At 58.4% G+C, this 11,679-nt stretch carries 8 protein-coding genes and 1 tRNA gene; 2 read left to right on the forward strand and 7 right to left on the reverse strand.

The features are described 5' to 3' along the window. Positions 1 to 6 precede the first annotated feature (6 nt). The 6 genes from FYJ43_RS10995 to FYJ43_RS11020 all read right to left on the reverse strand — a co-directional run bounded on the left by FYJ43_RS10995 (position 7) and on the right by FYJ43_RS11020 (position 9,457). Positions 7 to 1,434 (reverse strand): HIRAN domain-containing protein, encoded by a 1,428-nt coding sequence (locus FYJ43_RS10995; protein WP_154564791.1) that lies wholly within the window; start codon positions 1,432 to 1,434, stop codon positions 7 to 9. 1,220 nt (positions 1,435 to 2,654) lie between these two features. Continuing rightward, positions 2,655 to 2,730 (reverse strand) — tRNA-Pro (locus FYJ43_RS11000). Positions 2,731 to 2,821: 91 nt separating this feature from the next. Continuing rightward, on the reverse strand, positions 2,822 to 3,757 hold the full coding sequence (locus tag FYJ43_RS11005; protein WP_154564793.1) for an alpha/beta fold hydrolase: 936 nt from the start codon (positions 3,755 to 3,757) through the stop codon (positions 2,822 to 2,824). Positions 3,758 to 3,792: 35 nt separating this feature from the next. Beyond that, on the reverse strand, positions 3,793 to 7,038 hold the full coding sequence (gene lysX, locus FYJ43_RS11010; RefSeq protein ID WP_154564920.1) for a bifunctional lysylphosphatidylglycerol synthetase/lysine--tRNA ligase LysX: 3,246 nt from the start codon (positions 7,036 to 7,038) through the stop codon (positions 3,793 to 3,795). A gap of 241 nt (positions 7,039 to 7,279) precedes the next feature. Beyond that, a complete protein-coding gene (locus FYJ43_RS11015) occupies positions 7,280 to 8,545 on the reverse strand; it encodes a hypothetical protein (protein WP_154564922.1) in 1,266 nt (421 codons plus the stop codon). A gap of 93 nt (positions 8,546 to 8,638) precedes the next feature. Further along, positions 8,639 to 9,457 (reverse strand): Fpg/Nei family DNA glycosylase, encoded by an 819-nt coding sequence (locus FYJ43_RS11020; protein WP_326833605.1) that lies wholly within the window; start codon positions 9,455 to 9,457, stop codon positions 8,639 to 8,641. Between the two features lie 123 nt (positions 9,458 to 9,580). On the opposite strand from FYJ43_RS11020, the gene FYJ43_RS11025 reads away from it, so the two are divergent. Then, positions 9,581 to 9,820 carry a hypothetical protein gene (locus FYJ43_RS11025; RefSeq protein ID WP_154564795.1) on the forward strand — a complete coding sequence of 80 codons (240 nt, stop codon included), beginning with the start codon at positions 9,581 to 9,583 and terminating at the stop codon, positions 9,818 to 9,820. Here FYJ43_RS11025 and FYJ43_RS11030 read toward each other — a convergent pair. Next, entirely contained in the window at positions 9,809 to 10,282 is a 474-nt protein-coding gene (locus FYJ43_RS11030; RefSeq protein WP_154564797.1) for a ribose-5-phosphate isomerase, read from the reverse strand. The two genes, FYJ43_RS11025 and FYJ43_RS11030, sit on opposite strands and share 12 nt — an antisense overlap. A 56-nt stretch (positions 10,283 to 10,338) precedes the next feature. Here FYJ43_RS11030 and FYJ43_RS11035 point away from each other — a divergent pair, with 56 nt between their 5' ends. Continuing rightward, positions 10,339 to 11,628: a GNAT family N-acetyltransferase gene (locus FYJ43_RS11035; protein WP_154564799.1), complete on the forward strand. Its 1,290-nt coding sequence runs from the start codon at positions 10,339 to 10,341 to the stop codon at positions 11,626 to 11,628. Positions 11,629 to 11,679: the final 51 nt, after the last annotated feature.

Here is an 11,679-nt window from a genome sequence, read left to right on the forward strand (position 1 = left end):
AACCCGTCACTCACCGTGGTACGGCGACGATACTGAGACTGCGGTTTCACTGACAGGCCCAATGGCGTGCCCAGATACATTGTCGTCGACCCACTCTGGGGGTAATTCGCTGCCCTTAATGGCCTCAAGTACAAGGTCGACTTTCAGCTGATTACCGGTGATTCTGCCACGGCAAACCAAAGCAATTCCTGCATCCTCGCACGCTTCGACAACCGGAAGAAAATGCTGGCTCATCTGGGTTGAGAGCATACCCACCGTCTCACCACATACCTTGACGCCAACCACCGTTTTCTGAGTTGTTTTAAGTTGCTTGATATACGATCCAAGTTCAGCTACCACTGGCACAGAATGCTGGCCATCGAGGAGGCCCAACAATGTCTCGATGTGGTCTTCTTCACCGGTAACTTGCACCTTACGACCTCGCGGCAGAATTGCTACTCGTCCATGTGGCATTCCGGCAAGGGTGGCTATCTCATCGGGCCGTGGCAGCTTAATACTCGCGCCGGCTCGAAACCCATGCTGACGGTTCATCCAGATCGACGCCGGAACCGACAAGCATCGGTCAGAGGCATGAAGCGCCTCGATCACATTGAGGTACGGTTCCCTCACCTTATCGGGGACCATCCCAACCTGCACATCGTCAATAAAGACGGCAAGTTTATGGTTCGCAGTGAGCCTGATGTGGGCGTCAAGGTCTTCCAGTCGCACCTTCTCACGCTTACCGTCGTGACCACGAGACATGCAGACCCGCATAATTCCAGCTTTAGACTTCTTTACCACGCTGAGCGCGCAGCTACGAGTACATGACCCCCACGGCTGAACTGGTACTTGCGTACGCAGCATCGCCGACGGTAATGCCCGCCGGTGACCTCTCAGTAGCATGGGACGTGGGCTGTCACCTTGCCGAGACAGGGCCGTACGGAGGGCATCATTCGTCGGCACCTCGACGTATGCGTCGAGGGTACTCATGACGCGTCCATGAACATCCATCGACGCCACGCCAAGCGCATCCCATTCTGGAGCTATTTCAGCGGCAGCCCATACAGACAGGTAGCCGATGTGATGACCATTCACGCTGACCTTAAGCGCGTTTTTATCGTTGCTGTTCTGGGGTTCACGCTCGACGCACAGCACCGTTGACCCAATTACAGAATGAGGGACCGCGTAATAGCACATCCCGAAAACATCATAGCGAGTAACGCGATCTCCAACGCTATAATTCACCGAGGGCCCTAAAGAATCCACCCTAACAGCTACTTTAGCGGCGGGCAATACATTCCTATATCCAATGCGATTACCAATAATCGCAAGCCAAAAACCAGCAGCCAACCATATTCCCGTTTTCGGTATGAGAACCATAGCGGCAACAATGAGGGCGCACCACCACGGGTGGGACGCCATGAAGTCCCTCACTGTGTTCGTGCCTTTGATCATGCTTCGACCCATCGATTAGTGGCCTGGCTTACTACGCCTACCCCGTCCTGTTCTCACCTTAACAACTAATCTTGGACGCCATTATCGTCGGCAAACAGGACTATCGCCTCATGCGTCATCGACTCACGACCTCTGTAGCAGTGCCCGGCTGGCCAGTCCCTACTCGTGGAGTACCTCGACCAACGGCATCTATGCGAGCCGCCGCATCATTCAGTACCCGATCCCGCTACACAGTCCGCCCCCTTCGCCCGTGGCCGAGAAGCTAACCTGTCGTTTCCCTGTGCTGCGAGTTGGAACTCAATCACAGGTCAACGTCGAGAACACCGACCCTGCAATTGACACCTTGACCAGAAAGATGAGGATACCGACAATGAGGCGTCACGCAACTAGCTCCTCCGGCCCGCGCTCCTCCCGTACTCCTCCGCCTGGACAGAAGAACACCCTAGTCAGGCGTCACCTATGCCGGTTGGGGTCCTGCAATGATTGGATGAGCCTGACCGCACCCTCCGTCAAGGCAGGACGGCACCAATCCCAGCGACAGCCCAATGTCCTGACAAGATCGCGCTGATGACAATTCAGCGTCGATCTCCTTGTATCCCGCAAGGATCTGTGGGGGAGGTAAGGGTCCTTGAAACTTCGGCGCCCCGATGAGCGTTGACTCGCTGAGGTCGGCATCTGGGCCGTAAACATCTGCCGACTCAGATGATTCCCCACGCTCTTCCACGCCTTCTGAGTAATGCGGTAGGAGTCGACCGTTTGCGGCTCCGGCTGGCGACTGAGAGCTTGCGGATTCGCGAGAGTCACCAGTCGCGCTCCTCGAAGCATCGCTTCTGCGAAGTTCATCGTCACCGTACTCATGGTGCGACTGTATGTCATTGTCATCGTGAATTCCCAGACTCGCTCATACTTTATCCCGTTCACCGATGTCCTACTACACCAAACTGACGGTACAAGATGGTCCAGCGACTCAGCCGAATCTGACCCCCTCATCGTCAACGCCACCCAGTTGGTGATTTTCTATTATCGGACATCTACGACCCGTAAATACCCCAGTACAATTCACGCTAGACGCGCGCGATAAAACCCGTAGTCAAAACTGTACTCAGTCCAGTCACTCAATGACGTTCGATATCGCTTAATGCCGCATAAAGTCGCAATAAAACCACGGTCGCAACCATCGCTCGACTAGCTAACACGCCACCAAAACGGGTCTGACTAGATGGTCGGGGCGACAGGACTCGAACCTGCGGTCTCCTGCTCCCAAAGCAGGCGCGCTAGCCACTACGCTACGCCCCGTTCCGCTACGGTTACCGCAACGAGAACGGCAGTAGCTTAGTGGAACATCGTCTGGTTGGCCAATGAGTCGCTGCGGTGACTAGCGTTTCCGTCACGCCAACGCTGACTGAATCGCATCTGAAATAACTTCGGGACGATCCAGCATCATGAGATGGTGGGAGTTTTCCACCACAACTAGTCTTGCTCCCAGCATCGGGGCCAGGCGTTCATGACGTTTCAGCTCTTGCTCTTGGCCTGAGTACACCGCCGACAGCAACACCGTAGGCACGTCGGGCCAGGCATGGTCAGACCGTACCGCCATGAGGTCCCATGCTTGCTGGTCGTAGCCAATCCATTCGGCTACTGCCATCGCCATCGCGTCGGGACTGCCATAAACGCGATGAAGACGGTGGTTCTGAAACTGATGCCACACCACGGAGCCCGACCTCATCGTCTGCGCCATCACGCCAATGGCAAAGGCGCACCGGCCCACTGGTCCAGCGGCTGAATCCATGATCTTGTAGACCGCATTCGGTAATGCAATGTTGTGCCGACACGGCGGATGTGTGGGCCACTCGACAGAGGGATCAACGAAGACGACTCCAGCAACGGCCTCGGGATGGATCCGGGCGAAGGCCTCGGCATGGAAGGCTGCCATGGAATGGGCGACGAGAATTACCTTCCTCGGTTGCCGAGTATCCCAGTGTCTGTGAATCAGACCGACGAGCTCGGTCAGACTAGCGATTTCTTCATCCAACTGCGGATAGTGCCCTGGCCAGATAGTCCCACCAAGCCCAGGGCGGTCGTAGGAAATGACGTCGAGGTGCTGGAGCCGGTCGACGACAGGTTTCCAGAAGTCGCTCGATGCCGCAGCTCCTGCCATGAGCACAATGACGGGGTCCTCGGCGTTGTAGCGTGGCCCTTCCCCGTCGTCATACACGAGGCGAAAGGGTCGCCCGCCCAGCTCACGCACCGACGTCAGTGCGTCATGAGACGAGTCAAGCACGGTGTGGGGGTCTCCGTCGAAACAATCGTCATCGTCACTCATGACACTCCTCACGTCACGGTTCAGGCTCCGCGCCCTCACGAGGTGCGCGGACGCACCAGCGGGAAGCTAATTGTCTCGCGAATCGACGCATTCGTCAGCATCATAACCAGACGGTCGAGGCCCATGCCCATACCGCCAGAGGGTGGCATCGCGTACTCAAGGGCCTCCAGGAAGTCCTCATCGAGCTCCATCGCCTCCGGGTCACCGCCTGCCGCCAGCAAAGACTGTGCTGTGAACCGTTCTCGCTGGATCACCGGATCAACGAGTTCGGTGTAAGCCGTACCTACCTCGGAACCAAAGATGATGAGATCCCATTTCTCGGCCAACCTGGGATCGTCTCGATGCTGACGGGTCAGCGGGGATACATCAGTCGGGAAGTCGCAGAAAAACGTCGGCTCGACGGTCACATGTTCGCTCAGATGCTCGTGGAGCTCTAGGACGACGTCGCCCCGGCTCCACTTCGGCAAGGTTGCAATCCCAAGCTTGTCGGCGTACTTCACGAGCGTCTCTTTGGGGGTATCGGCAGTGACTTCCTCTCCCAAGCCACGCGAGATCCCCTCATTGACGGTGATGACATGCCATTCGTGAGCGAGGTCAATTTCATGCTCGACACCCTTACGATCGCGCCCCCGCACGACCGTCCCGCCGATGGCGTTGCGAGCAGCAGACAGAATCATCTCCCTGGTGAGGTGACGCATCTGCACATAATCGCCATAAGCCTGGTATGCCTCCAGCATCGTGAACTCCGGATTATGGGTCGCGTCAGCGCCCTCATTGCGGAAGTTCCGACCGATTTCGAACACTCGCCCTGCGCCGCCGACCATAAGCCTCTTGAGGTATAACTCAGGGGCAATGCGCAAATACAGTTCCAAATCGTAAGCATTAATGTGAGTGCGGAACGGACGGGCATTCGCGCCGCCGTGGATCGTCTGCAAGATCGGTGTCTCGACCTCGATGTAGTCGTGACTCAGCAGAGTTTCTCGCACCGCACGAATAGCGTTCGATCGGGCACGCAATTGATCGCGCGCACCGGGATTGACGATGAGGTCGAGATAACGTTGACGGACCTTGGCCTCCGGATCGTTGAACCCCGATCGTCTCGACGGCAGTGGTCGCAGCGACTTCGCTGCCAGGCGCCACGACGTCGTCTCTAAACTCACAGTCCCGTTACGGGACGCCCCCACCGTACCGGTAGCAACCATGTGGTCTCCCAACGAAACCGTGTGGCGGAAATCGCGCAGGTTGTCGACCCCCATAGCGTCACGTTCCATCACGAGCTGGCAGGTACCAGTCCAGTCAACGAGATCAATGAAGATGACACCGCCGTGGTCACGGCAGGCATCCACTCGCCCGGAGACCGTCATTTCTTGGCCCGTTACCTCGACGACAACGTCCCCAGGTCGGTGGTCTGGCTTACAGTCAGGTGGATACGCCTCCACTCCGGATTCAAGCAGGCGCTCGCGAGTGGCCATTCGGGTACGAACTTGTTCGGGAAGACGGCGCCGCGGAAGGACAGGCGTGCGTTCTTCGGCCAAGAATTCGGCAATTTCAGGATGCCCGCTGATCGAATAAATCGGCTGCGGCGGTGGCTCAACCGGGTATAGCCATCGGGGAATATCGAGTTGCCCCTCGGCAATACCCATTGCCAGCCCCACCTGGGCCAGATCGGAGGTGTCGGTGAAGTTGAGGTACCGCGTCTGCCAGCTCGGCTTGTATTTGACGTTGGAACGGTACAACTGCTCAATTTGGAACCACTTCGACGCCACGAGCACCAGCCAGCGATTAAGCCTGCGCACTGGCGAAGCCCCTACTCGAGCACCTTCTTCGATAGCCTCGCGGAACACTGCGAAGTTCATCGACACCCGTCGAATACCAATCTCCGGCCCGGCTGCCATAAGCCCGGCAACCATGAGCTCCGTCACACCGTTGTCTGCTCCTTCGAGGTCTCGCCTCATGACGTCAAGGGATAAACCGTCATTGCCCCACGGAGTGAAGGAAAGAATGCCAGCCGTTTTGCCGGCACGGGGGCCGTCATCGGGATATATCGCCTCTACCATCACGCATCGGCCATCCAGCGGATCCCCCAAGCGGGACAACGCCATCGAGAACCCGCGCTCGTCACCGTTTTGACGCCACTTATCGGTGAGGTCGATGAGGCTGTGCAGCTCTTGCGGATTGATATCTTCATGGCGTCGAACCCGAGTTGTGTACCCCATTGCCCGCAACTTCGTGACGGTGTGACGCACGGGCTTGAGATCGGGATCGTCGAGATTAAATGCCGCTGGGGAAATGATAGCCTCATCGCCGATACGCATGGCTTTGAGACCGGCCTGATTCCACACTGTCGCACCCTCCTCTGAGGTGCCAATAACGGCAGGAACCCAGCCATAGGTATGGGCGACATGAAGGAAAGCGTCAATAGCTCCTGGCCATTGATCAACGGGGCCGATTGGGTCACCCGACGCTAACGCCACTCCGGCCTCAGTGCGATAGCAGACAGCTGCACGGCCATTATGGGAAAAAACAACAGCTTTATCACGACGAAGAGCAAAGTACCCCAGCGAATCTGCCGGATTCTCGTCAAGAAGGTGGCGCAATTTCAACTCGTCAGAAATGCTCATCATGGCGATATTGCGCTGCGAGCGCAGAGTGACAATCAGCGCAGCCACCAACACAACGGCCAGCAGGAATGACACGACATCCTGTACCCAGTGAGGCGACGTCGTCTCCTGAGCCATATCTGCTGTATTACCTTGTAAAATGCGAGTGATGATGTGCACCAGACGGTTTCGCGGTCGCCCAACACCGCCCGTCAAGGACACCAACAGCCACCCAATAAATCCGGTAGCTAGCAGCCCACCAACAAGCACAATGGCCGCCCGGCCAAGATTGGCGCGAACCGTGTGCGCGGAGAAACTGCGACGGTGAGTAAGTAACGCTACCAGGATCCACCCAACAGAAAACACATTGAACAGGTATCCAGCTAGATCAATGTCATTCAGGGTATCCGTCGGGCTGCCCGACATAACTTCAGTGACGACAACGATAAAAAATGCGACTGAGACAAGCCACATCAACCCAAACACAATGAGGCTCACCCACCAGGCAAACCTCTTACGCCGCGATAGCGCATCTGAAAGCACCAGCAAGACCACGACGCCGGCCCAACCGAAACCATCAATAGGGAAAATGAACAGCGAAAACACGTTGTTGGCAATTGCCACCCATGTCGTGCGACTGAAAACCAGGCGCAACACAGTCAGCAGAGCGGCGATATTCATCAAACGCGGAATGACGACAACCGGTGTCGGCCTCGCGCTCGGCGTCACTCGAGACCCGGCGCGTGGCCGGGCAGTCGATGCCGCTTGTGTCTCAGGTACAGGGCGCGATGATGTCACGCCACAACTGTGCCACGTCCCCACGACACAACCAGAGCCTCACCGCCGCAACGACTCAACTTACCTACTGAAAATAGTGTCCACACCACCACAATGGGACATTTTCAGGCTGTGGGCCGATCTGTCACCAGGTGAGCAGTGCCAGATCCTCGTCGTCAAGATGCTCGCTGATGAGCAAGCGACGTACCGTGCGCTGCCGTAATTCCCCTACCCGCATCGGCCCATACGAGCTCGTCAGGTCTTCCGGCCAGACTGTGGTCATCGCATAGGCGAGGGCGGCGCGACGCCGAGGCACCCGACGTCCGTCGGCATAGAGCGGTCCTCCGGGCACTGCGGGCAGAAAGGCTCCCAACTCCCACACCGCCTCGTCGGCATCCCCGTTATCGAAGCGCCCCGTCCATATAGCTCGTTCCGCACGTACCAGGCGATCCTCCTCACCACCACAGCCGACATGTCCCCAGACTGTTTCTGGAACGAACTCAGCTAGCTCGGCCGAGGCTATGCACCGGGACATGAAGGTGCCTGGCTCATGTAGCGGAAGCTCCCACAACCGACGCAGCCCTTCGTCGCGAAGCTCGCAGCTACCCAAACGGTGGCCCAGCCGGAAGGCAGCACAGCACGTCAAAAGCTTGCCGATGTGATCGTCATCTGTTCTAAAAGGCCGTGACAAGATGTTTTCCAGCCCCTCAGCGGCCATCTCAAGGGCCTCGAATGGCGCAACTCTCATGCCAACCGCGTTCATGAGCAGCCAGGTCTGCGAGCCGGAAACCGTGCGGGGATCAAATCCCGAGACGATCTGGTCGACACGGGCGCCGACGGCGGTGGCAAGGTCGGGAGACCACCCAATCATCACCCGTGTCGTACCGCCAGATTCGTAAACGACAAGGTCATGAGCCCCCATCGGCAGCGGACCGATTGTCTCGCTCGTGTGGTCGATCCCGTCAATCAGAATGCCGGCATCAGGGGTGTGACACATCATTTCTTCAGGCGGATCAACGATCGTTTCAGCGGGCAACCACGAGGGAAGGCATCCCAGTGCCTCGACGACAGTGCTTGGTGAACGGCCACGCCACAACGCCATTCGGGTGCTGCCTGGCGATAGTGAGATGTCGGCGCCCCATAGGCTGATCCCCTCGTCAGCGGGCTGACAATCCCCCATGTCCTGATGCCAGACTGTCACATCGCCGCCGACGGTCCTCGTGACGACGACTCCGCTAGCTCCGGCAGCCCAGACGATCGCTGGGACTGGCTGATCGAGGATCCACGTCGGACCGGGAACCGTCACCTCAGCATCGGCACCGGGAGGCATAGTAATCCCGGCGACGAGTTCCGCCGCATCTCCTTGGCGCAACTGGATCGAAAGGACCGCCCCACATGGGTGAGCCCACATCCACGAGGACTCTTGACACGATTCCTGGTTTGACACCAGTGCCCACGGCTGACCGACAGCGACGTGGTTCATCCTGACCTCCAGAAACAACCGTCAGTGGTGGCGACGCTGACATCGCGGGCACCAGAACAGGTGACGCCCTCCCTGTGCGATCATCCGTATCGGCGTGTGACACACCAGACATGGCTGGCCTTCGCGCCGGTAAACGTAGACCTCGCCTCCATGAGGATCTACCCGAGGGGGCCGCCCCATCGCCTCCGGGGTGTGCTCCGGCTGCACGGTATCAATGCGTCCTGCCTCAACCCCGGCGCGCATGAGCATGACCAGATCATTCCACATCGTCAGCCATGTGGAATGAGAAATCTGCTTGCCTGGAGTCGCCGGATCAATACGGTGACGAAATAGCACCTCTGCTCGGTAAATATTGCCAACGCCGGCAGTAATCGTCTGGTCTAACAGCAGATCGCTGATTCGCCGTGACGACCGTCGTATTGTGTCCCACGCAATGGCCGGATCCGCGTCGTCACGGATGGGGTCGGGCCCAATTGTGGCAAGGATTGCCTCCCACTCGTCGTCATTGATGAGCTCACACGTCTGTGGTCCACGCAAGTCAGCCGCAGTTTTGCCATCAGTAATGCGCAACCGCACCTGGCCAACGACAGGCATCGTCGGGGTGACTGTCAACTTACCGATGAGCCCCAAATGAATATGTAACAAATGGTCACGGCGATCATTGTCGAAATTGACGAGAAGATGTTTACCCCATGCTTGTGCCGAGGTAAGTACTGTGCCGTCCAGCATGGCCGCATCTTCAGCGAATCGTCCCTGTGGAGAAGTGACGTCAACCCGTGATCCGGCGAAGGCTGAACCAACGGCGTTAGCGAGACGGTGGATAACGTGGCCCTCAGGCACGATTGTCCTTTCGAATAGTGGGTGACATCACGACCATGCCGAGTATGGGGTCATGACACCGTGAAAGTCGAACAAGCACGGCGAAAGTCGAACAGGCACGGTGGCTTGGGGCAGGATGGGTTTATGAATGCCACTAGCCCCGACAATCAGCACCGAATCCATGACCGTCGGCGTGGTCATGGGCCAATCCTCGATAGCCACCGCGCTGTGAGGGTGCGCGAACTTGCCGAGCATCCTGAACCCTCGGGTGAGTCACGGATGCCCGAGCCGGGCCACGAGTGGCAGGTGGTGCTGGCAGATCTTCGACGTCGAGCTAACGCCAGCCCGCTCAACGATTCTGGGCAGCAGAGCTCACCCCAGTGAGCCCTCGTTCTCCCAGCGAGTGAGCGTGTCAATACGGCGCTGGTGACGATCTTCGTGGGAGAAGTCAGTCGTCAAGAAGGTTTCGACGATCTGCCAGGCTTCCTCGCGGGTCTGCATCCGACCGCCCAGCGAGACGACGTTCGCGTCATTGTGGAGACGCGCGAGCTCAGCGATCTCAACGGTGTATGCCAGCGCAGCTCGGATCCCCTTAACCTTATTCGCGGCGATCTGCTCACCGTTGCCCGAACCACCCAACACGATGCCTAGCGACCCCGGCTCAGCCGCCACTGCCTGGGCGCACGGGATGCAGAAATCAGGGTAGTCATCCTGAGAGTTATAGCTCACAGCGCCATGATCGACGACTTCGTACCCGGACTCCCTCAACTTGTCAACGAGGTACTCCTTAAGCTCAAAGGCAGCATGGTCGGTTCCGATATGAACGCGTGAAGGCTTGAAGGTCATGCCTCCATCATGGCACCTTGGCCCAGCCAGTCACGATGTCAGATAGCCTGAAGGCTATGGCTGAAAGCACCTCATCTGTTCAGGTCCCCGACCCTTACCGTCTGGAGCTGGTCACTAGCGACGGTTCCCGTAGCGAAGCCGTCGATAATGTACTGCAGGCTGTGGCACTGGGGTTTCACTTGGCCCAACCCTCCGACGCTGAGCTCGAGCGCTACGCCGCCTATGTCGCGGGTCAACAGTTGTGGACGATCCGCCAGCCCGACCCAGACCCGGAGTTCCCTGGTCTTCCTGTCGCAACGATGGCGACGTACTCAAGCACCATTAACACCGGTCACGGCCACCTGGAGCCAGCCACATTTATTACCGACGTCACCGTGCGCGCTAGTCACCGCCGTCGCGGCTTACTGCGCACTCTCATGACTAACGCCTTGACTCGCTCCAAGGACGAGGGTCTGGCATTCGCCGCCCTGACTGCTACTGAGGGCAGCATCTATGGACGATTCGGATACGGCATCTCGACGCGTTCACAAAGCGTCGAGATCGTCGCTGATGGCCGATTCAAACTCAACCACACCCCGCAAGGAACCGTGTCGATGGCCGACCCACTCGCTATCGACGACCTTCGCCTCGCCGTGTTTTCCGAGTTTCATCGAGCCCATCGCGGATCCCACAACCGCGAGCCATGGCACGTCGATTTCTCGTCCGGGCGCTGGAACCCCCAGATGGGCGGCCCGAACCGTCGCATCCGTTCCATCGTTCACTACAACGACGATGGCGAACCCGACGGCGTCGTATCTTACGAAATTGACAAGGATTTCGGCTCCCGGATCACCGTCCGCGACATGGTCGCCACCACTGCGGATGCCGAGGTCGCACTGTGGGAGTTCCTGGCCTCGATTGATCTCATCGAGACGATCACGGCACCGAAAGTCGACCCTGCCACCGCACTGCCGTGGGCAGTGGAAGACCCCAGGGTGGTGAAGTTCACCCGCCACACTGATCTGGGCTGGCTGCGCATCCTTGACGTCGATAAGGCGATGGCCGTCCGCGGTTGGGACCACCAAGGCTCGGTCACCTTCCACGTCGTCGACCCGATGGGTTATGCCGAAGGTACCTGGCGAGTTGACGTCGAGGCTCCGGGAGCGCCCGCAGCCGTCACGAAAGTCGACGATTCTACCGATGCCGCCACCCTTGATGTCGCTGCCCTTGGGTCACTGTATTTCGGAATGGGTCGGGGCTTCTCGCTCGCCGCCGCCCACCGCGTTACGGGAACTGACGAGCAGATCGCAGCCGTCGACCGGATGTTCTCCACCGTCGACGTCGCCCATAACATTTCGGAATTCTGAGGTCATCGTGGACCGGGACTACATACCCGGTCCACACCGTCTGCAACGACA

Source organism: Cutibacterium porci (assembly GCF_009696315.1).
Classification (GTDB): Bacteria; Actinomycetota; Actinomycetes; order Propionibacteriales; family Propionibacteriaceae; genus Cutibacterium; species Cutibacterium porci.

Coding starts and splice junctions, on each gene's coding strand:
- lysX (WP_154564920.1), bottom strand. CDS start 7,038: ATGAATATCGCCGCTCTGCTGACTGTGTTGCGCCTGGTTTTCAGTCGC.
- FYJ43_RS11005 (WP_154564793.1), bottom strand. CDS start 3,757: ATGAGTGACGATGACGATTGTTTCGACGGAGACCCCCACACCGTGCTT.
- FYJ43_RS11025 (WP_154564795.1), top strand. CDS start 9,581: ATGAATGCCACTAGCCCCGACAATCAGCACCGAATCCATGACCGTCGG.
- FYJ43_RS11015 (WP_154564922.1), bottom strand. CDS start 8,545: ATGTGGGCTCACCCATGTGGGGCGGTCCTTTCGATCCAGTTGCGCCAA.
- FYJ43_RS10995 (WP_154564791.1), bottom strand. CDS start 1,434: ATGATCAAAGGCACGAACACAGTGAGGGACTTCATGGCGTCCCACCCG.
- FYJ43_RS11030 (WP_154564797.1), bottom strand. CDS start 10,282: ATGACCTTCAAGCCTTCACGCGTTCATATCGGAACCGACCATGCTGCC.
- FYJ43_RS11035 (WP_154564799.1), top strand. CDS start 10,339: ATGGCTGAAAGCACCTCATCTGTTCAGGTCCCCGACCCTTACCGTCTG.